We start from the raw sequence: 20,130 nt of genomic DNA on the forward strand, positions 1-20,130 counted from the left end.
AGAGGGAGATTGCCCCTTATCTTCTTTTCCCTTTTATTTCTTTCATCAATCAATCTTTTTCAGCACTTGCCTAAATGAAAAAGTGATTAATTCTATTCAACTGCGGTTTTTTATGATAAAGTAGAAAAAATTTAGTCTATTAGAAATTTATCTATGGAAAAACAGGAGGCTACAACATAATGGCTCAAGTCCTAATTAATGGAGAAATTGTAACTAGAATAGATGCAAAGGTTGATATTGAGGACCGCGCCTATCAGTTTGGTGACGGAATCTATGAGGTAATTAGAGTATACAATGGAATCTGCTATCAATTAGAAGAACATATTCAACGCTTAGAGCGTAGTGCAAAGGAAATTCGTTTATCTCTACCTTTTTCAGCTGAGGAATTTACTCAACAGCTTCAGGAGCTCGTTAAGGGTAACCAACTCCAAGAGGGTATTATTTATACACAGGTAACGCGCGGTGTAGCTCCAAGATACCATGGCTTTCCTAGTGATGATGTTAAACCACAATTTGTTGCCTATACAAAGGATTTACCTCGTCCTACAGCGTTTATGGAGCACGGAGTAAAAGCTGTTCTTCTTGAGGATGTCCGCTGGCTACGCTGTGATATTAAGAGCTTAAATCTTCTCGGTAACGTATTAGCTAAGCAAAAAGCAAATGATGAAGGTGGCTTTGAAGCGATTCAACACAGAGGGGATATTGTAACTGAAGGAAGCTCCTCCAATGTGTTCCTTGTGCAAGAAGGGATATTATATACTCATCCTGCATCCTCACTTATATTAAATGGAATCACTAGAGTGAAGGTTCTTGAGCTATGTGAAAAGCTCGAGCTTATCGTTAAAGAACAGGAATTTACGGTAAAAGATTTACTTGATGCTGATGAAGTATTTATTACGAGTACGACAAGTGAAGTCATGCCAATTACACAAATTGATGATCAGCCAGTTGGGCCTGGAATACCAGGACCATTAACGGTTAAGCTTCAGCAGGAGTTTGTCAAAGGATTTTAACCTATATAGAGCTATTCTAGGTCTATAAGTATTTAATCATATAAAGCTATTTATGATAAAAAGCCAAGGAAGGATACAAGGGTCTCATGTATCTTCCTTGGCTTTTTCAACACCTACTACAACTGTCTTCACTATACAACGAAATGTATTAATCTTTCATCTTTCAATCAGCTAACTCTCTTCTGACATCGCTTGACTAAAATACTAGCTTTTGAAATTCCATGTGTCCATTCCATATTTTGTTCGGACTAGTTCCTCCACTAGCTCCTGCTCTCTAGCTGTAAGCTCACCATCCTGCAAGCTTACACCAAATCCTTGAGCAAAACCCTTTTTAAACGCTGCTTTAACTTCACTAATAGATGCTGCTTCTTGCCTAAGCTCATTAATGGCTACAGCCTTTTGAGCAAATCCAGCCTTCAGCCGCTCCTTTACTCTCTCATTAGAAAAACGAAAAACGTCGTACAGCATGTCAATATCTATCGTTAATGGAATAGATCCATGCTGAAGGACAACACCCTTCTGTCTTGTTTGGGCACTCCCTGCTACCTTTCGTCCTTCTACAACTAGCTCATACCAGGATGAAGCATCAAAGCATACAGCAGATTGGGGCTGTCTTAACGCTTGTTTCTGCTCCTTTGTCGCTGGAACTGAAAAGTAAGCATTCAAGCCTAGTTCCTTGAAGCCGTATAACAAGCCTTGACTTATCTCTCGGTAAGCCTCTGTAACAGACTGGGGCATCTGTTTCTCGGCAATGACTACACTGTAAGTTAGCTCCTGATCGTGAAGGACAGCACGCCCTCCAGTTAAGCGCCTGACAAAGCCAAGATTATGTCGACGTACAGCTTCTAGATCAATTTCCTTTGCAGCCTTCTGAAAATAGCCCACTGTTAAAGTAGCAGGCTTCCATGTATAGAATCTGATCGTCGGAGGGACTAGCCCTTCATGATTGGCGGTAAGAATAGCCTCATCAATCGCCATATTCGTAGCGGAATCCTGATCTCCACTGTCGATAAATCGCCAAGTCTGGCTAAGCTCCATTCACTTCCACTCCAAATCTCATATAATTTCTAAGAAGCTCTTTAAGTAAGAAAAAGGCTGGCCCATATATTTTGAGCTAGCACTTTTTCTTTAGAATCTATTTACTTTATTCTATATTTACCTTATATCTTTATTCCTTCGTCCAACGTAAGATTGGCTTACGTGCTGCTGTTACTTCATCCAAACGGCCAACAATCGTTGTGTGTGGAGCTTCTTGAACAATTTCTGGATTGTTTTCAGCCTCTTCTGCAATCTGAATCATCACATCGATAAACTCGTCTAGCGTTTCCTTCGACTCTGTTTCCGTTGGCTCAATCATCAGGCATTCATCAACAATTAACGGGAAGTAAATTGTTGGCGGATGATAGCCAAAATCTAGCAAACGCTTAGCAATATCTAACGTACGGACACCAAGCTTCTTCTGACGACGACCAGAAAGAACAAATTCATGCTTACAATGCTGAGTAAATGGTAGATCATAGTGATTCTGTAGCCTTCTCATCATGTAGTTAGCATTAATTACTGCTTGCTCAGAAACTCTACGTAATCCTTCTCCACCCATCGTACGAATGTACGTATAAGCACGTACTAAAATACCAAAGTTGCCATAGTAAGCCTTTACCCGACCAATGCTTTCTGGACGATCATATTCAAACGTATAACGATCCTCTTTCTTAACTAGGACTGGCTTCGGTAGAAACGGAATAAGCTGCTTCTTTACTCCAACTGGACCTGCTCCTGGTCCCCCTCCACCGTGAGGAGTGGTAAACGTTTTGTGCAAATTCAAATGAACCACATCAAAGCCCATATCACCAGGGCGAGCAAAGCCTAAAATAGCATTAGCATTAGCTCCATCATAATAAAGAAGTCCGCCTACCTCATGTACAATTTCAGCAATTTCAGCGATTTCCTCTTCAAATAAGCCCAATGTATTAGGGTTTGTTAGCATCAATGCAGCCGTATCTGGCCCGACAGCCTTACGCAGGGCATCAATATCTACAAGTCCTTTTTCGTTAGAAGGAATCGTTATCGTTTCTAGACCTGCTACGGAAGCACTTGCTGGATTCGTTCCATGAGCAGAGTCTGGCACGATAACCTTCGTACGCTGCTCTCCTTCACCTTTAGACTCATGATATTTACGAATCATCATTAATCCTGTCCATTCACCGTGAGCACCTGCCGCAGGCTGCAGAGTCACCTCATCCATACCGGTTACTTCCTTCAAATCCTCCTGTAGGTTGTAAAGAAGCTCTAACGCCCCCTGCACACTTTCCTCAGGCTGATAAGGATGAATACGAGCAAAGCCAGGATATCTAGCTACATCCTCATTGATTTTCGGATTATATTTCATCGTACAAGACCCAAGCGGGTAGAAGCCGCTATCTACTCCATGGTTTCTTGTTGAAAGCTCTGTGTAGTGACGCATAAGCTGTAGCTCTGAAACTTCTGGAAGCTCAGCTGGCTGTGCTCTTAGAAAATCAGCTGGAAGCGCATCTGTGATATCAATCTCTGGTACATCGTTTTCAGGTAAAGAATATGCGACACGACCTTGTTTGCTCATTTCAAAAATGAGGGCTTTGTCTCCACTCTTATTCATTGATAATCCCCTCCAGCACTTGTACAAATTGATCGATCTCTTGCTTTGTTTTAATCTCCGTTACAGCTACTAGCATATGCTGCTCAAGCTCCGGATAATCTAATCCAAGATCATATCCACCAATGATTTTCTTCTCTAAAAGCTTACTATTTACTTCCTTAACCGGCTTGCTCAGTTTAATCACAAATTCATTAAAGAAAGGCTGGTCATACGTAACCTCAATTCCTTTAACGTTTTGTAATTGCTTCTTCGCATATTGGGCCTTTTGGATATTTAATAAAGCCATTTCCTGTACACCATTTTTACCTAATGAGCTCATTGCTACAGAAGCTGCAATCGCATTTAACGCTTGGTTAGAACAGATATTAGATGTCGCTTTTTCTCGGCGAATATGCTGTTCTCTCGCTTGTAATGTTAGCACGAAGCCGCGTTTTCCATCATCATCCTTTGTTTGCCCAACAAGACGACCAGGAATTTTTCTCATCAGCTTTGTAGTAACAGCAAAGTAACCACAGTGAGGTCCACCGTAAGTAGTAGGAATACCGAATGGCTGCGCATCACCCACAACCACATCAGCACCAAACGCTCCAGGTGGCTGCAAGGTACCTAAAGCTAAAGGATTCGAGCTTACAATCATAATTCCTTTACTAGCATGTGTAAGCTGTTCAACCTTGGCAAGATCCTCTAGATTTCCAAAGAAGTTAGGATATTGTACAATCACCCCAGCCGTTTGATCATCAATGGCCGCTTCAAGAGCTGCTAAATCCGTAACTCCATCCACTACATCTACTTCAACAACATCAATACCTAGTCCTACTGAAGAAGTTTGTAGGATATTACGTGCTTCTGGATGAACGGCTTTAGAGATCACAATTTTCTTCTGTTTACCAAGACCAGAAGCCATAGCTGCCGCTTCAGATAGTGCTGTTGGACCATCATACATCGAAGAGTTTGCTACATCCATTCCAGTAAGCTCACAAATCATCGTTTGAAATTCAAAGATAGCCTGCAATTCACCTTGACTGATTTCAGGCTGATAAGGTGTATAAGCCGTATAGAACTCAGAACGGGAAATCACGTGATTTACAACGCTTGGGATATAATGCTCATACGTCCCTGCTCCAATAAAAGAAGAGTACTCAAGCGAATTGGCATTTTTGTTCGCCAACCCCATCATGTAGCGAGTTAATGTTGTTTCATCCAGAGCCTTTGATATATTCAAAGCCTGTTTATACTTAATTTTATCTGGGATATCTGAAAATAGCTCTTCTGCCGATTGTACCCCAATTTCAGCTAACATTTCCTTACGATCTGCATCAGTCATCGGTAAGTAACGATACGTCACGAAAACCCCTCCTTCATCTCTAAAAGCATCCAACTATTCATTTACTACCTGAGAAATATCAAGTTCCATTATGGAAAAACAGGTTAAGGCTTCAATCCAGAAATTTAGTTCGAACGTCTGTAAAAAGGAGCTTTAACCACCACAGCTTTGATGTTTTTATTACGAATTTGAACGTACAGCTCTTGACCAAGCTGTGCATACTCCTTCTTAACAAGAGCTAATCCCACGTTCTTCTTCAAAGTCGGTGATTGAGTTCCTGTTGTTACCTCACCTACCTGCTCTTCACCTGCGAACACTGGGTAACCGTGTCTTGGAATTCCACGTTCAATCATTTCAATACCAACAAGCTTACGAGGAGCTCCGTTTTCCTTTTGCTCCTTCAATACATCCTTCCCGATAAAATCCTCTTCTTTATCTACTTTAACAGCGAAGCCTAGACCCGCTTCAATAGGAGAAATGTCAGGAGAAAGCTCTTGTCCATAAAGCGCTAGCTTAGCTTCAAAGCGCAGCGTATCCCTAGCTCCTAAGCCGCATGGTAACACACCATCCTCTTGACCAGCCTCTAGGATCTTCTCCCACAGCACTGGAGCATCACTTGGATTCAAATAGATTTCAAAGCCATCCTCACCTGTATATCCTGTACGGGAGACTAAGCCTGAAACACCTCCAAGATCCACGCCTTCTTTAAATTGAAAGAAGCCAATCTCATTTAAGTCAACATCTGTAAGCTTTTGCAAAGTTTGTTGAGCTAATGGTCCCTGTAGAGCAAGCTGTGACACATCATCAGATACGTTCACAACCTCTACATCTCCTTCAGCGTGCTTTTGTAGCCACTCTACATCTTTGTCTATGTTCGACGCATTGATGACCAATAGGTAATCCTCATCTGCTTTTTTATAAACGAGCAGATCATCTACCGATCCACCGTCAGGATAACACATAATGCTGTACTGAGCCTGCCCATCCTGAATCTTAGCTACATCGTTCGTTAGCATTTTTTGCAGATATGCAAGAGCTCCAGAGCCTTTTACCGTAACTTCTCCCATATGAGAAACGTCGAAAAGACCTGCCTTCGTCCGCACTGCATCATGCTCCTCTTTGATACTCGAAAATTGAACAGGTAAATCCCAGCCACCAAAGTCGATCGTTTTGGCCCCGTGTTTTTCATAGACAGGGAAAAGTGGCGTTTGTTTTAATGTTGCCACGCGAACACCTCCTTGATTTTTTGACCCCTAATATTTCTTGATTAAGTAAAATAACTATGAAAAAAAGACAGAGAAATACAGCTGCCTGTATCCCTGTCCTGTTACCTGAGAGTTACCCCTATATTCCTCTGTTTCTTTCACAGCTTAGAAAATAAGGTTTCCCCTTTGGTGGTTTGATCCACTTATAGCGACCAAACGCTCTCCAGAGGTGCGTCCTGTAAGAGTCTTCTGTACCTGAGAGATTCACCCTAACGGCTTGCTCCTTCGGCGCTATTTCAAGCAATAAGGACTATCCTTCCCTCGTCCATTATTCCCTTAATAGTCTCTCCCCTTACAATCATTCGCAAGTATTTGTTTCGTTCAATATGACTATACTAAGTACTAATGCCCCTATTATCCTATCATTATTTTCGGCATTTTTCTACTTCAAATTACAAAAGAAAGGCACAGCTGCTGAAAGTAGCGTTGTGCTAAAGACATTGAGATAAACGAGGTGCATAATGACACAGATTCCTATTACCTACAACCACAGCTGGCTTGACACAATGGAAAAAAAGATGAGAGAGGATGGCTCTTGGGATAAGCTAGACCTATTTCAGCTTGCTCTTCAGGCAGAGAAAAGCTTAATGATTTCCGATTTCGATTCCTTAGAAAGCTTACATCATCTTCCGCAGCTTACTCCTTTCCCACATCAAATTGAGGCTGCTAAAACCGTTCTTACAGAGATGCACGGAAAGGCCATCCTAGCAGATGAGGTTGGATTAGGTAAAACAATAGAAGCTGGGTTAATTTTAAAAGAATATATGATTCGGGGCCTCGTAAAAAAAGCATTGATCCTAGTTCCTGCTTCTCTTGTTGTTCAGTGGACAAAGGAGCTCAATGCAAAGTTTTCTATACCTGCAATGGCTCAGAAAAAGGAATATATGTGGAAGCAATATGATATTCTTGTTGCCTCCATTGATACAGCTAAACGCCCTCCACATCGTGATCATGTCATGGAGCAGGAATACGATATGATCATTATTGATGAAGCACATAAACTGAAGAATAATAAGTCAAAGAATTATGAGTTCATCAATCAATTAAAGAAAAAATATTGTCTGTTATTAACAGCAACACCTGTCCAAAATGAAATACAGGAGCTCTTTAATCTTGTTTCTCTTCTGAGGCCTGGTATTTTAGGTGATTCTGTATCTTTTCAGGATACTTTTGTAAATGGAAAGCGTGAAGCGAAGAACGAGGAACAGCTTCAAGCTTTGCTTAAAAAAGTCATGATCCGAAACATGCGTAAGGATGGAAACGTAGAGTTCACTAAGCGTATTGTCCATAATATTCAGCTTGAGCTTTCCCCTGAGGAAAGGCGGCTTTATGATGCTGTTACTCAATTTGTCCAAGAGCAGTATAGAGCGAACGCAGGTCTGGGAAGTGCCTTCTCCATGATTACTTTACAAAGAGAAATTTGCAGCAGCCGTGAAGCGACCTTCGTCACCTTGTATAACATTTATCAAAAATGTACCGAGGATTCCCCACTGAAGAAACATGTATGGGAGCTTATGGGCTTGATTAAAGAAATCGAGTCTCATTCCAAGGCTAAAAAGATGATGGAGCTTATTAAAGAAATTGATGATAAAGTCATCGTCTTTACGGAATATCGGGCGACACAGGATTATTTACAGCGTATTTTATATGAAAACGGGATAAGCTCTGTGCCTTTTCGTGGAGGGTTCAAAAGAAGTAAAAAGGATTGGATGACAGAGTTATTTCAGAGCAGGGCTCAGGTGCTCATTGCCACTGAAGCCGGTGGAGAAGGGATTAACCTGCAGTTCTGTAACCATATCATTAATTACGATCTTCCTTGGAATCCGATGCGAGTGGAGCAAAGAATTGGCCGAGTTCATCGCTTGGGACAACAGCGAGATGTGTTTATTTACAACCTCTCTACAAAAGGAACTATTGAAGAGTACATTCTCTACCTACTCTATGAAAAAATTCATCTGTTCGAGATGGTCATTGGGGAGCTGGATCAAATCCTAGATAAAATGAGATTAAATAAGTCCCTTGAAGATCATTTAACGGATATTTTCTTAGCTTCCGGATCTCCTAAAGAGATGCATATTAAGCTTGATAATTTTTCTTCCTATTTCCAGACCATACAAGAGTCAATGAAGGAAATGAAACAGCCAAATTCTGTCCAATCACAATAAATGCAATGTTTTAAGTAGGAAACGGGCGGGGATAAACTTATAAAGGAGCATAGTTATGAATCAGCAACAATTATACAACTATGTAGAAGCTTTCTTACACAGTATGGATTGTCAAATCATTAATCAAGACCAAACCTATCTAACCACTCAGCTAACTCCTGAGGTGGACAAACAGATCATGAATCGTCCTTATTACTGGATGTTTGTAGAACGTACAGGGGCTACACCACAGCCTGCACAGCTCACCTTTGTTTTTGATAATGATCACGTACCTGATGAGGTAAGAGGAGAGCTCCTTAAGTTTGGCTGCTGGAGACTCCACCAAATATTCGACTCAGCTAAGCAAAACGGACAATTCATTCGGCTCTATGAAGAAGTTTCGAAAGCTAATTTAACACAAGGCTTGATGCCTTGGCTACTTATTAATTATAAAATATCCTTTATCAGTGATCAAAAAAAGGATATTTTTTATCCACTAGGATTTAATCTTGTTACTGGACAGATGATGACAGAATTTGAAGGAGTGCTAGGTCAATACCGCTTAACGCCAAAAATACCTGATTATCACTTTACCTTCCGGCCGATATTTTCTTTGGCTTCTTCTATTCAGCATATTGAGAAGCATATTCAGGAATTTCTTCATCATCAGGATACCACTTGGGCTACCCAAGCAAATCAGCGACTTGATGAGGAGATTGACTTAATAAAATCCTTCTATTTTCCTAACTCAAGGAACTTGAAACAACAGCCAACTGATTTCTTTGGAAAACTAAAACAAAACAAACGTCCTGATCAGCTAGAAACAGAAAAAGAAGAGGAATATTCAAGAGAGGCACTTTTGAATAAAAGACTAGCAGAAGTAGAGCAATATCGACCAAGAATAGAGGTTAACCCGATAAATGTCGGACTAGTCTACTTACAAACAGATCCACAGACTAAAATTCGATTGAACTAGTTCAAAAAAGTTATATTTCGCCCGACAGAGTGTTACAGAAATTATAAGGCTTTTCAAGTAGGATAAGGATGAACATATAAAAGCATTTCATTTCGCTTCATTAGGAGGGTATACTCATGAAAAACAACAAGAAGAGAGCAAGTGCTTATGTCATTGTCCTTTTTTGCTTAGCTATTGCCTATTTACCCATAAATGGAAGCGCGATGTCCTCGCCTCTGTTCAGCGAATCAAGCTTAGAGCTGAAGGAAACAGAATTCCATAACTCAACGAAACAGGCCGCTTCAACGAACTGGTCAAATAAGCTTCATGACTTTACACAGGAAGTCATTCGCGAAATAGCAAGTCAAGATACCAGCTTTGAGGAGTGGGCACAAGCAACTTTCACTATTCACACAGTAGGTCCCGGAAGTAAGCAATGGCTTGCTCTAGTGTCACAAAACGGTCAAGAGGTAGGTTACTTAATTGTTGGCTTAAATGAGCAGGAAGAATTTGTCCTGGTAGAGTATGGAACTGGATTTGAGTATATTCTTAATTCGGATACTTTTGGGGAGAAACACTCTCCTGAACAGCCTATGACTCAGGAACCTCAGCCTACCATGATCTACAGTGGATTATTCATGGGTCAAGAGTTTCAGGGTTCTCCTCAGAACTTCTTAACGGGAGAAGTATACGAGCATGTTGACCTCTCTTTAGTTCAACCTTCATGGGCTGGACAAAAGGTTCAGAAGCTCTTAAACCATACTGAGGCCAAGACTCTTGCTGCTGATCCCATTGTCTATTATGGGAGCTCACATGAAATAGCTACGGAACTAGAAGAATCCCATTCCTATATGTATGTAGCAGAGCTGTTACCGCAGGTCACAGCCCTATACACAGTCCAAGGCTGGCATAATTGGAGTATAGCTCCTTCGTCAGATAAAACTGCTCAGACTGATGAAATAAGCATACAAGATGAAGGAGTTTATGTTGCCCTTGAAGAAGATGAAGGAACTCGGTATCTTGCTTTATCTTATTTAAAAGAACAAGGCAGCTTTCAAATTATTGAGTAGCTGCCTTTTATCTTCTTTTCTTAAAGAACATACTAAGGGCTTGTGGAACCAAACCAAACCAATGCTGTTTCCAGTGCCCCTGCTGTTCTTTTTTTTGTCTTCTTTGCTCTTTCCTCACATCCTTAGGTGTATCCATTCTCTGAACGGCCTGCTGAGTCATAAACTTAACAAGATCTTGAAATGACATGCATTGTTCCACCTCCTGCAAGAGTTAAGCAATTAAGCATAGGATTCTCATCGGGTCTTTCAATTGTTTTCTTTGCTTTTTAGTTACAGTTTTTCCTATCTAAAGAATGTTTATTCAAAAAAAGACGCTTCCATCCACATTCTTTATGTGAAATAGGAAACGTCTTTTTGTTTTAGTATTGTGTCATTCAGATTACTCTTTCAGCGTTACTTTCAGGCTAGCCTCATACGCTTATTCGTACTCGTTATAGATGTCCATTAATCCTGTTTCATCGTAAACATAGATTGTAGCACCTAAATGCTTTGTAACTAAGCGGATTGGAACGAAAGCAACTCCATTTTTAATTTCAATTGGTACACCCATTTCATACTCAGTACCATCTACAAAAACGACATTGCTACCAGCTTGAACAGTAGCTACTTTACCATCAAACTCAAAGGTAATAACCTTGTTTTCTCCATCCCATGCTGCCTCTGTGTAAGCAATATCTGTAACGATGGAAATAGGAACCATTGTATTCCCATTCTCAATGTAAGGAACAGCATCTAATTCCACATAGTCATGGTTAACCATAGCTATCGGACTACCAATCTCTATTGTGGCAGTTCTTGGGAATAAAAGCGGCTCAATCATCTGACGAACTGGAGAGTTCTCTTGAATTTGCTCCAACTCGTTATAATCTGACGATAGTTCATATAGATCATAAACATCTACACGATCAAATGCTGGTAGCTCAACATTTCCATGGACGTTCCAATACACATCCTCTGATTCAATGAGAATATGAAGTGGTTCTTCTCCACCTACTGTTGGCTCAAGCGTAAGATCAAATTTCATTTCACTTTTAACTAATTCAGCATCATCTGTTACATAATAATTTAATTCTATAGCAAGGTCTGGAGTAAATCCTAGCTGTTCAGCAATATCTGCTTCATCAAATTGATCGATGGCTGCTTTCACTTCACGAAGAGCTGTTCTAAGCTCAGTAACCATTTCTGTTATTTCTTCATCTGTTAAGCCGTAGCCTTCCTCAGCTACAAAATCAGAAAGCAATAGATTGAAATATTCTAGGGCAATGCTGTCTAGCTGATCATATTCAGCCAGGTTTCCTAAAGTGTAGGAAATAAAGTCCTTTACATCCTCTAGATTCATATTTAATTGGATGTGATTCACAGTCTTTGTAGATCCAGGGGTGCTAACCTGAACCTTTCCTTTGTTGTCGATATCTCTTAAGTCATAATCAAACTGCTCAATATAATCTGTAAAAGCATTGAATATAAAAGTGTTTAAGCTATTAATCTCTGCTTGAGAAACTCCTTGTATATTCATTCCAGCTTCAGAATCTAAATGGAAGAACTTATCCTCAATTGGTGTCTTGAAGTACATGCTCTCGCCAAGTGTATAGATTTCTAACTGTGGATTCTGCTCACTATCCCAGTATACGGATTCTTTAATTGTAGCTGGGTTCTCAAATCCTAGTTTCATATACGCGTTTTGTAAATCCTGTTGCTTAATATCGAGGACTATCCCTTCCTCTAGAACCTTTAAGATTAGGGCCATTTCTTTTGGCATTGTTCCTAAAGAATCATGATCAGCAAGATTCGTCTTTATTTTTATTTTTGATTTTGCTTCGTAAGATGACTGACTCACCTCTAATTGGTCAAGAACAACAGACGTTAACGCTGGAGTTGTGCTTGAACAGGCAGCTAAAATAAGAACTAAAGCTAAAAATACCGGTAAAAATTTCTTCAATTGTACTTCCTCCTCTTGATTAATTGATTTCTCTTCATATGGATAATTCTTCTTCCATGAGGGGTTTTCCTGCAATGAAAGAGTTACTGAAATGTGAAGGATATACCTTCCAATCTTACTTTTTTCCGAAGTGGAATAATGTTGGGGAAAATGACCATACTAAGAATAGTTGGGGAGTAGCCAAGCGGTAAGGCAACGGACTTTGACTCCGTGATGCGTAGGTTCAAATCCTGCCTTCCCAGCCATCCAAGCTAATCACAGCGATGTATGTAGGTTTCATGATGTTATATGTAGGTCATCTAATTGGTTTTTACCCTTCTTTTTTAGTTTATAATCAACTTTTTTTCATAAATTGTCACCTTTAGGACATTTACAATCCTGCAATTCTACTCTATAATATGGAATAGTTGCAGTGTGATGTAAGGGAGGATTGGAGACTATGCCACGTATGTATCGAGTCTTTGCATTTTGGACTGCGGTCATTGCATTATTAGCACTTATTGGTCATATGCCAGGTATGGCTTTATTATTCTTTGCTCAGACAGCTGTTTTCGTTGCTCTTAGCTTCATGAACTTGACTGAGAGAGGATATATCTATATCTTTGCTGGGTATCTTGTTTTATTTTTTGTTGGATTTACATACTACACAACATTTTTAATGTAGTTTGTAATCCCCAGCACTCACAACGAAATGTTACTAAGATAATGAACGAATGTTTACATTTTGTAACAAGCTTATGACAAGAAAAGTACATCAATGAAAAAGCTGTGCCAGCTAACTGGTACAGCTTTTTTACAGTATTAAGAAAGTATAAAATTTGATACCTTGTTTTTCTTCAAATTATATGATTGACTAGACGACTTCTTTGAGAGGGCTTCGATAGTAGCTTTCATTGTCAAAGCATCTATCCAAGTCATCCAGAATTACTAAACTGAAGCTCATTATATAAATGTAACTGGTTTAAGAAAATCGTAGGCTTTCTCCTGCTGCTCATACTTGCCTTTGGATAAAATCAACACTCTGAATGATCCCGATATACTTTCAGGGGAAATCAAATGTCTAATCGCCCGATTTTTTGCTATCCCTTTATGCTGGAACGGGTCTCCACCAGTGTGGTTAGCAAGATACTGTAGTATTCCTGCCTGTAGTAAAAATTGATGCTGAGGAAACAGTCCTTGCTTGTTCCACCCCCCTTTTATCGCTTCACGGGTTATAGAGTCGAAGTGAATATGATATGTAATATCTTTATGACCAGGCTGCTCTAAAGGACGATCATCCACTTGATGCTGATAATAACATAATAAGCTTCCTTCTCTATACTGTGGAAGGGCTATTTCTTCATCCGTATAGCCATAATCAACTACAAACCAAAGGGCGCTCTGGATCTTTTTTGAAAAGTTGTGTAACCACTGAGAAACAGCAACAGGGATTTCCATAACCTGTCCTTCATTTATGGATAGATGGTTATCTCGCAGGTAATCCGTTACTGACTTCTTTGGATCAATTAATTGTTCAATTAGCTGTTGTTGCTTTTCTGACCATGTAACCGCTATTTCTTTAATGCCTCCATTGATCTTCTTGATAAGATGGACGGGGAAGGCATCAAATAGCTCATTGGTTAAGATGATTCCCTCATAGCCCTCCCATTCATCTTCAATAGAAATCCAACGGACTCTCTCTCCATGAACATCTAGCTGTTCCTTTTGCTGACGAATATGCTGCTCACTTCGATCAAAAATATAATACGTACTATCCTTGTAAACAAGGGGATGTTTCGTTTGCAGGGTTTGAAGAAACTGCGTAGCAAATAAGCCGGTTCCAGCCCCCACCTCTAAAAAGGTGAGAGGTACGTTAGAGGCCTTACTCACCTGTACACTTAGATCTACAAATGTTTCAGCAAAAACAGAATGAACGGAGCTAGATGTGTAAAAGTCTCCCTGTTTCCCTATCTTAACAGTAGGTTTCATATAGTATCCTAGTTCAGGATGATACAGGCTCTGCTCCATGTATTCAGCAAATGTAATGAAACCCTGCTCAGATTGTACGATTTTTTCTCTGATAATTTGTTCAAGCTCTCGACCCTTCATAAAGTTCTCCTTAGCCCACACATTTACTATTTATTAAAGCTGACCAACATATGGATTGAATTGGGCTTCAGCTTTCACCGTAGTACTTGGACCATGTCCAGGATATACCGCTGTGCCCGGAGGAAGAGTTAGCAATTTAGTTTGTATGCAGTTAATCAGCCGGTCGTAATCTCCTCCTTGTAGATCTGTTCGTCCAATTGAACCTGCAAATAAAGTATCGCCTGCTATGACAAGATCATGTTTAGCAAAGTAAAAGGACACGCTTCCAGGGGAATGTCCAGGAGTGTGTAATACCTCGATATCAAAGCCTGCAAACTCAAGTCTTTGACCGTCCTCAATAGCAGTACTTTCAATATTGATGACTAGAGGCTCCAAAACAGCTGGCCATCTCGCTGATCCATTAAGCTCAGGAGTACTTAACCAGCTTTGCTCTTCTGAATGAATATAAACTGGAGCGTTCGTATGCTTCATTACTTGCTCCAAACCACCTATATGATCAAAATGGGCATGGGTAAGAAGAATCGCTTTAATATCCATACTTCCTATCTCCTGAATCATCGCATCTGGTTCCATTCCAGGATCAATGACAATACCTTCATTATCATCATTAGATATAACAAACCCGTTAGTCTGTACTGGCCCAAGCGGCTGAGTCCATAGCTTCATTTTTTACTCCTCCATTTGCTTTATGCTGGGGCCATATAGAAAATTCATCGGCACCCTTCCCTCTATTGTACATCTACAAAATTTTAGCAGCAAGCTGAGCGAGCTGTGATCTCTCCCCTTTCTCTAATTTCACATGCCCACTTATCGCATATTCTTTAAATTGCTCCACGACATACGTTAATCCATTGTTTGATTCATCTAAATAAGGATGATCAATCTGTTCGGGGTCGCCCATTAAAATGAGCTTACTTCCTTCCCCTACTCTAGTTAGAATTGTTTTAGCCTCATGCTTTGTTAAATTCTGTGCCTCATCTATTATAATAAATTGATCGGGAATGCTCCTTCCTCTGATATAGGTTAGTGCTTCCACTTCAATCGTTTTATTCATACCTGCTAGAATTCTCTCTAAATCCCCTGCTTTTTTGGTGTGAAATAAATATTGAAGATTATCAAAGATAGGCTGCATCCATGGTCTAAGCTTTTCTTCTTTTTCACCAGGAAGATAGCCTATATCCTTTCCTAGTGGTACAACAGGTCTAGCCACAAGCATTCGTTGATACTTATGCTCATCCTCAATTTTTAATAATCCCGCTGCCAAGGAAAGAAGGGTTTTACCTGTTCCTGCCTTACCTGTTATTGTCACTAAAGGGATTTGATCATCTAGTAAGAGGTCAATCAGCATTTTCTGCTGTACATTTCTTGCCTTTACTCCCCAAACATGCTCCTCATTATGCTGCTTGAGTGGCAAAACTCTCTGCTTATCAAGACTAATCCTACCGATAGCTGAGGAAGAACTACCATATTTATCTTTTAAAACAATAAATTGATGGGGATACCAGTGTTGAGTGAAGGAGAGAGAGGCAATTTCTAGATACTGCTGAGAGTAGAAAAGATCAATCTTTTCTTTTTCTACATTAACAGTCATATAGCCTGTGTAGCTTTTGGAGTATTGGATCACTTGATCGGATAGAAAATCTTCAGCCTGTAATCCGAAAACCTCCGATTTCACGCGAACGAGGGCATCTTTACTTACTAATATAACGGGGACATGCTCCCCTTTAGTTTGAAACTCATCTAGCAAATTTAAAGCTACGGCGATGATACGATTATCATTTGTTTTTTCAACTAAAATATCCTGTAGCTTTTGATATGACTTATGGTTAAGCTCTACTCTTAATGTGCCTCCGTGCTCAAGCTGTACACCAAGATGTAGCTTTCCTTTTTGACGATATTGATCCAGTAAGCGGGATACATATCTTGCATTACGTCCAATTTCATCCATATACCTTTTTTTAGAATCAATTTCCTCTAATACGACTGCTGGAATCACAACTTCATTATCCTCAAAGGAATAAATCGCATGAGGATCTTGTAAAAGTACATTCGTATCTAATACGTAGACCTTCTTCAAATTTTCGCCTCCCTTATATGACACCTGGCTGGAAAAAAAGATGGATGTTACATGCTGTTTTTTTATTGTATGATTCATGAAAATAATATAGACGGGTAAACTATGCCTATTCTCTTTAAATGTAGATGGATGAAGCTATCTGCAATTGGAAGGAGGTGTAGATAAAATGAATAAGAACTTACTATCCGTACTATTAGTTATCTGCTGCTTCACTTTACTTTCGGCCTGTTCTCCTAATTCAGAAGCACAGCCTGATGGCTATTCAAGCTACTATAATCAGAATGAGCTAGGAGCTTACGACAATTATTCAGGCTACAATGATGGTATGACTTCGTATGATAGCTATAATATGTACGATGAGCCTGTCCCTGTTCGTCCTAGAAATAGCTATAAAGGCTATAGGGACGGATTTATCCCAGAGAATGAACAAGTGAATAGAACAGATTCTCAGGAAGTGGCTGATCGCTTAGTTGAGCTAGCTACTCGAATTGATCATGTTAATGACGCTACAGCTGTTGTTCTTGGGCGCTATGCTGTTGTTGGTATTGATATTGATGCCAAGCTAGACCGTTCCAAGGCCGGAACAGTAAAGTATTCCGTTGCTGAAGCGTTAAAAGCGGATCCACGTGGTGCCTATGCCATCGTTACAGCTGATCCAGATACCAACTTCCGTTTAAGGGAAATGGGTAAAGAGGTTCGAGAAGGACATCCTGTCGCTGGCATTATGGAAGAGCTAGCAGAAATAGTTGGGAGGCTAATGCCCCAGGTTCCTAGATCTGTACAGCAGCCAGAGAATCCGGATGGGACTCCTGTCTCTCCCGAGTAGTAACTTATAGATACGGAGTAACATTAAACTTGCCATATGATAAATAGTTCTGCATACCAAAAAGGAGAAGGCAGTTATGTGAAAACTACCTTCTCCTTTTATATGACTCCAAATTATGCTTTTAGCGCATCCATAACCTGCTTATCCAGCTTAGCAGCCGCTTCTTCATCGTATGTTTTGTCATACGCAGGCTCTGTTACAATTTTTGCTCCGTAAAACATCACATCTCGCACCTCAGAAACACTTACAGAGACCTTTGCTAGCTTGATTGGCACTTCCTCCATACGTTCACTTTCAACACTAGCCTTACCAGAAATGGAAAAACAAGATCCTGCTCCGATTAGATTAAATACCACCGCATCATTTTTATTGATATTTTCAATGATTCTTGAACGATGATCCACCGCAAATTTTATGGTTCCAGCATCAGCTGCATATACCCATGAGATCGCACTGACACTTGGTGCTCCAGATTCATGATCTACAGTAGCTAAAGTAATAAAACGTTCCTTCTGTAGTAGTCCTTGTAAGTCTTCATTCAATTCTGTTGCTGGTGTGTTTTTAGCCATGTTTAAGCCTCCCTTAAATCATCTTAATTGATACGTACTATTGGGATTCTTCCCCTTTTATCACGTTTCTAAAACTAAAAGAGTTTATTTATGTAGCAATTCTTTAAGCTGTTGACGAATTTCAATAAGATTACTTTCTGGGATGATCGTATAGGATTGACTTGAATCCCAATAAGCATCCGTTTCAATAGAACTGATTTGTGGAGTCCTTAAAGATACAAAGGATCTTGTCAGCTCCATCAACTGCTCAGAGGTGAAATTAGTTGAAACGTTATCTGCAATCGCTTCAATCACATTGTCCAAATTCGTCATACCTTGTATGGATAATAGCTTACCGATAACGGCTCGAATGACCTCCTGCTGTCTTTCATTTCGCTCAAAGTCACTGGAATAATAGCTTACTCCACGGTTATCCAAGCGGTGACGGACATAGTCTAGGGCATTTTTTCCGTCCAATGTCTGCTCACCTGGCTCTAAACGAATATGCGTACCATCAATAGGGTCATCATATTGCATGGATCTTGAAACATTAACTCTGACACCATCTACAGCATCAACAACATCAACAAAGCCGTCAAAGCCTATTTGTACGTGAAAATCTATAGGAATATCTAATAGGTTTGATAATGTTTTTTTCACTAGCGAAGGACCGGTTTCTGTAATCATCTCCCCATTTCTTTCCTGTGAGGCTCTTTTTAACTCTCCATAAGCATAAGCTGAGTTAACCTTACGATAACCAGAGTATCCAGGTATTTCAGCTTTAGTGTCTCTTGGGATAGAGAGCATAGTGATTCCTTTGTCATTAGGGTCTACTACTGCAACTAATAGAACATCAGTATTATAGCCTCCACCGCCTGCTCTTCCATCTGTACCCATAATAGCAACGGCAAAAGGCTCGTCTTTGTTTCGATCAACAGGAGTTAAGGATGGATCAAGTGTCGCTGCATTTGCTGATTGCCCCGTTGATGATTTAGTTTCAGAAATTCCTGCAAATAACTGATCAAGCTTAGAATAGAAAAAGCCAAAAACAGTTATCGCCCCTAAAAAGATAATCAAAAAACTGATGCCTACTATCGTTAATCTCTTTTTTTTCTTTTGCTTCAATTTCCTGCGTTTACTCCTAGTCCGACTAACCGTTCGATTTTCTTCCATGTTTCGACTTCCTCCCCTTAAAACCATACTTAAAAGTGTAAGCGGAAATGTAAATGTTGTCAATTCCCGTAGCTTGTCTTATGAAAATGTAGGACATTTGTATATTCTGTTATTTTTTCGTGCTATACTTAAGTCGTATAGGAGGAGTTTTGAAATGAAAGTACAATGTGTCATATGTGATCAGGTGGAGGAAATTCATCCAGATTCCCTCCTTGGTAAAAAGCTTAGAAATCATCCTTTAGTGACATATATGTGCCTACCGTGCAAAGAAAGAATTACGGAAAATACCGAAAAGCGGCGGGCAGATGGTCTACTTCCAGACACCTCGTTACAAGTTCAAGAGGAAGAATGGTAATAGAAAAAGAGTAGCCAATGAACTCCCATTTTGAGTTCGGCTACTCTTTTTATTTATTCTTTTACTGATTAAATTTAGGCTCATTTTCAATATCTAGGTAAAGCTGCCGCACAAACTCGGCGGGGAATTTCTTTTGTCCTGGCTTCCCCTCATCTGTAAAGGACACGACATACATACCATCTGCTATCTGTACTTGTAGTTCGTCTAGCTTGTGATCCTCCGTTAAGATTGCCGTAAAGAACTGATACGTCTCCTGTGCCGCTTGATCATTTGTCCGCTGCTCGGCTACATATTTAATCTGTAGCCAGTTAAAGATGGCATCATCTTTTGTCATCTTGCCTCAACCCCTTCTCACTAGCCATTTTTATTATCTGATTTTCTCATCCTAAACCTAACGATAATCAATATAGCAGTTGCGATTAAAAGGGCTTCTACAAGAGGTAGGGCAATCCCTAGAAAGGCTAGGGGTAATGCTCCTATTGCAAGCATAATATAGACAATTACTGACTTCAATAAAGGAAGTCTTTTAGCAAACCCAAGCTTATAGACAATAGCCAACAAAATGGTTGTCATTCCGTAAAGGACTAGAAACCCCCACAAAGGCATTTCATTCCCTACAAATAATAGATCTGTAATCATCTAGCTTCACTTCCTTTCCGTTTCAAAAGGATACAATCCCTGTGAGCTATTGTTTGTGTCTTACTCTATGGTCACAGCC

At 40.0% G+C, this 20,130-nt stretch carries 20 protein-coding genes, 1 tRNA gene and 1 riboswitch; of the genes, 8 read left to right on the top strand and 13 right to left on the bottom strand.

Going from position 1 to position 20,130, the window contains the following annotated elements:
* Window positions 1–179 precede the first annotated feature (179 nt).
* Entirely contained in the window at window positions 180–1,013 is an 834-nt protein-coding gene (dat, locus tag J2S11_RS13795) for a D-amino-acid transaminase (protein ID WP_307395485.1), read from the top strand.
* 204 nt (window positions 1,014–1,217) lie between these two features.
* Here the strand turns inward: dat and J2S11_RS13800 are convergent, their stop codons facing one another.
* The 4 genes from J2S11_RS13800 to gcvT form a co-directional block, all read right to left on the bottom strand.
* Window positions 1,218–2,051, bottom strand: a complete 834-nt coding sequence (locus J2S11_RS13800) for a lipoate--protein ligase family protein (protein WP_307395487.1) — start codon at window positions 2,049–2,051, stop codon at window positions 1,218–1,220.
* A 130-nt stretch (window positions 2,052–2,181) separates the two neighbouring features.
* Window positions 2,182–3,648 carry an aminomethyl-transferring glycine dehydrogenase subunit GcvPB gene (gcvPB, locus tag J2S11_RS13805; protein WP_307395489.1) on the bottom strand — a complete coding sequence of 489 codons (1,467 nt, stop codon included), beginning with the start codon at window positions 3,646–3,648 and terminating at the stop codon, window positions 2,182–2,184.
* Entirely contained in the window at window positions 3,641–4,993 is a 1,353-nt protein-coding gene (gcvPA, locus tag J2S11_RS13810; RefSeq protein ID WP_307395490.1) for an aminomethyl-transferring glycine dehydrogenase subunit GcvPA, read from the bottom strand. Before gcvPA ends, gcvPB begins: the two co-directional genes overlap by 8 nt.
* A 104-nt stretch (window positions 4,994–5,097) precedes the next feature.
* Complete coding sequence (gene gcvT, locus J2S11_RS13815; protein WP_307395492.1) at window positions 5,098–6,198, bottom strand: glycine cleavage system aminomethyltransferase GcvT; 1,101 nt, start codon at window positions 6,196–6,198, stop codon at window positions 5,098–5,100.
* Window positions 6,199–6,409: 211 nt separating this feature from the next.
* Window positions 6,410–6,539, bottom strand: a riboswitch (glycine riboswitch).
* Between the two features lie 159 nt (window positions 6,540–6,698).
* Between gcvT and J2S11_RS13820 the strand changes: the two genes are divergently transcribed.
* From J2S11_RS13820 to J2S11_RS13830, 3 genes are all read left to right on the top strand, one after another.
* Window positions 6,699–8,402 carry a DEAD/DEAH box helicase gene (locus J2S11_RS13820; protein ID WP_307395493.1) on the top strand — a complete coding sequence of 568 codons (1,704 nt, stop codon included), beginning with the start codon at window positions 6,699–6,701 and terminating at the stop codon, window positions 8,400–8,402.
* 55 nt (window positions 8,403–8,457) lie between these two features.
* Entirely contained in the window at window positions 8,458–9,357 is a 900-nt protein-coding gene (locus J2S11_RS13825; protein ID WP_307395495.1) for a YqhG family protein, read from the top strand.
* A gap of 116 nt (window positions 9,358–9,473) precedes the next feature.
* The gene (locus J2S11_RS13830) at window positions 9,474–10,406 is read left to right on the top strand and encodes a hypothetical protein (RefSeq protein WP_307395496.1); all 933 of its coding nucleotides are present in this window, start codon (window positions 9,474–9,476) and stop codon (window positions 10,404–10,406) included.
* Between the two features lie 7 nt (window positions 10,407–10,413).
* On the opposite strand, the gene J2S11_RS13835 is transcribed toward J2S11_RS13830, so the two are convergent.
* A complete protein-coding gene (locus tag J2S11_RS13835; protein ID WP_307395498.1) occupies window positions 10,414–10,593 on the bottom strand; it encodes a YqzE family protein in 180 nt (59 codons plus the stop codon).
* A 231-nt stretch (window positions 10,594–10,824) separates the two neighbouring features.
* Window positions 10,825–12,345 carry a copper amine oxidase N-terminal domain-containing protein gene (locus tag J2S11_RS13840; RefSeq protein WP_307395500.1) on the bottom strand — a complete coding sequence of 507 codons (1,521 nt, stop codon included), beginning with the start codon at window positions 12,343–12,345 and terminating at the stop codon, window positions 10,825–10,827.
* 170 nt (window positions 12,346–12,515) lie between these two features.
* Here J2S11_RS13840 and J2S11_RS13845 point away from each other — a divergent pair.
* Both J2S11_RS13845 and J2S11_RS13850 read left to right on the top strand, forming a co-directional pair.
* Window positions 12,516–12,590 (top strand) — tRNA-Gln (locus J2S11_RS13845).
* Window positions 12,591–12,784: 194 nt separating this feature from the next.
* Window positions 12,785–13,009, top strand: a complete 225-nt coding sequence (locus J2S11_RS13850) for a DUF2626 family protein (protein WP_307395502.1) — start codon at window positions 12,785–12,787, stop codon at window positions 13,007–13,009.
* A 278-nt stretch (window positions 13,010–13,287) separates the two neighbouring features.
* Here J2S11_RS13850 and J2S11_RS13855 read toward each other — a convergent pair whose 3' ends face one another.
* The 3 genes from J2S11_RS13855 to J2S11_RS13865 all read right to left on the bottom strand — a co-directional run bounded on the left by J2S11_RS13855 (window position 13,288) and on the right by J2S11_RS13865 (window position 16,510).
* Complete coding sequence (locus J2S11_RS13855; protein WP_307395505.1) at window positions 13,288–14,433, bottom strand: class I SAM-dependent methyltransferase; 1,146 nt, start codon at window positions 14,431–14,433, stop codon at window positions 13,288–13,290.
* A gap of 33 nt (window positions 14,434–14,466) precedes the next feature.
* Window positions 14,467–15,099: an MBL fold metallo-hydrolase gene (locus J2S11_RS13860; RefSeq protein ID WP_307395507.1), complete on the bottom strand. Its 633-nt coding sequence runs from the start codon at window positions 15,097–15,099 to the stop codon at window positions 14,467–14,469.
* A 73-nt stretch (window positions 15,100–15,172) separates the two neighbouring features.
* Window positions 15,173–16,510, bottom strand: coding sequence for a PhoH family protein (locus J2S11_RS13865; RefSeq protein WP_307395509.1), 1,338 nt, complete (start codon window positions 16,508–16,510; stop codon window positions 15,173–15,175).
* Between the two features lie 166 nt (window positions 16,511–16,676).
* On the opposite strand from J2S11_RS13865, the gene J2S11_RS13870 reads away from it, so the two are divergent.
* Window positions 16,677–17,336 (top strand): YhcN/YlaJ family sporulation lipoprotein, encoded by a 660-nt coding sequence (locus J2S11_RS13870; protein ID WP_307395512.1) that lies wholly within the window; start codon window positions 16,677–16,679, stop codon window positions 17,334–17,336.
* A gap of 113 nt (window positions 17,337–17,449) precedes the next feature.
* On the opposite strand, the gene J2S11_RS13875 is transcribed toward J2S11_RS13870, so the two are convergent.
* Complete coding sequence (locus J2S11_RS13875) at window positions 17,450–17,905, bottom strand: pyridoxamine 5'-phosphate oxidase family protein (RefSeq protein ID WP_307395515.1); 456 nt, start codon at window positions 17,903–17,905, stop codon at window positions 17,450–17,452.
* An 84-nt stretch (window positions 17,906–17,989) separates the two neighbouring features.
* Window positions 17,990–19,057 carry an LCP family protein gene (locus J2S11_RS13880; RefSeq protein ID WP_307395517.1) on the bottom strand — a complete coding sequence of 356 codons (1,068 nt, stop codon included), beginning with the start codon at window positions 19,055–19,057 and terminating at the stop codon, window positions 17,990–17,992.
* Between the two features lie 154 nt (window positions 19,058–19,211).
* Here J2S11_RS13880 and J2S11_RS13885 point away from each other — a divergent pair, with 154 nt between their 5' ends.
* On the top strand, window positions 19,212–19,412 hold the full coding sequence (locus tag J2S11_RS13885; RefSeq protein ID WP_307395519.1) for a YlaI family protein: 201 nt from the start codon (window positions 19,212–19,214) through the stop codon (window positions 19,410–19,412).
* Window positions 19,413–19,473: 61 nt separating this feature from the next.
* Here J2S11_RS13885 and J2S11_RS13890 read toward each other — a convergent pair whose 3' ends face one another.
* Complete coding sequence (locus J2S11_RS13890; RefSeq protein WP_307395521.1) at window positions 19,474–19,746, bottom strand: hypothetical protein; 273 nt, start codon at window positions 19,744–19,746, stop codon at window positions 19,474–19,476.
* A 20-nt stretch (window positions 19,747–19,766) separates the two neighbouring features.
* Entirely contained in the window at window positions 19,767–20,051 is a 285-nt protein-coding gene (locus tag J2S11_RS13895; protein ID WP_307395522.1) for a YlaH-like family protein, read from the bottom strand.
* Between the last annotated feature and the right edge of the window lie 79 nt (window positions 20,052–20,130).

It is taken from the genome of Bacillus horti, from assembly GCF_030813115.1.
GTDB classification, from domain to species: Bacteria; Bacillota; Bacilli; order Caldalkalibacillales; family JCM-10596; genus Bacillus_CH; species Bacillus_CH horti.

Coding starts and splice junctions, on each gene's coding strand:
- dat (WP_307395485.1), top strand. CDS start 180: ATGGCTCAAGTCCTAATTAATGGAGAAATTGTAACTAGAATAGATGCA.
- J2S11_RS13800 (WP_307395487.1), bottom strand. CDS start 2,051: ATGGAGCTTAGCCAGACTTGGCGATTTATCGACAGTGGAGATCAGGAT.
- gcvPB (WP_307395489.1), bottom strand. CDS start 3,648: ATGAATAAGAGTGGAGACAAAGCCCTCATTTTTGAAATGAGCAAACAA.
- J2S11_RS13820 (WP_307395493.1), top strand. CDS start 6,699: ATGACACAGATTCCTATTACCTACAACCACAGCTGGCTTGACACAATG.
- J2S11_RS13825 (WP_307395495.1), top strand. CDS start 8,458: ATGAATCAGCAACAATTATACAACTATGTAGAAGCTTTCTTACACAGT.
- J2S11_RS13830 (WP_307395496.1), top strand. CDS start 9,474: ATGAAAAACAACAAGAAGAGAGCAAGTGCTTATGTCATTGTCCTTTTT.
- J2S11_RS13835 (WP_307395498.1), bottom strand. CDS start 10,593: ATGTCATTTCAAGATCTTGTTAAGTTTATGACTCAGCAGGCCGTTCAG.
- J2S11_RS13850 (WP_307395502.1), top strand. CDS start 12,785: ATGCCACGTATGTATCGAGTCTTTGCATTTTGGACTGCGGTCATTGCA.
- J2S11_RS13855 (WP_307395505.1), bottom strand. CDS start 14,433: ATGAAGGGTCGAGAGCTTGAACAAATTATCAGAGAAAAAATCGTACAA.
- J2S11_RS13860 (WP_307395507.1), bottom strand. CDS start 15,099: ATGAAGCTATGGACTCAGCCGCTTGGGCCAGTACAGACTAACGGGTTT.
- J2S11_RS13870 (WP_307395512.1), top strand. CDS start 16,677: ATGAATAAGAACTTACTATCCGTACTATTAGTTATCTGCTGCTTCACT.
- J2S11_RS13875 (WP_307395515.1), bottom strand. CDS start 17,905: ATGGCTAAAAACACACCAGCAACAGAATTGAATGAAGACTTACAAGGA.
- J2S11_RS13880 (WP_307395517.1), bottom strand. CDS start 19,057: ATGGAAGAAAATCGAACGGTTAGTCGGACTAGGAGTAAACGCAGGAAA.
- J2S11_RS13885 (WP_307395519.1), top strand. CDS start 19,212: ATGAAAGTACAATGTGTCATATGTGATCAGGTGGAGGAAATTCATCCA.
- J2S11_RS13890 (WP_307395521.1), bottom strand. CDS start 19,746: ATGACAAAAGATGATGCCATCTTTAACTGGCTACAGATTAAATATGTA.
- J2S11_RS13895 (WP_307395522.1), bottom strand. CDS start 20,051: ATGATTACAGATCTATTATTTGTAGGGAATGAAATGCCTTTGTGGGGG.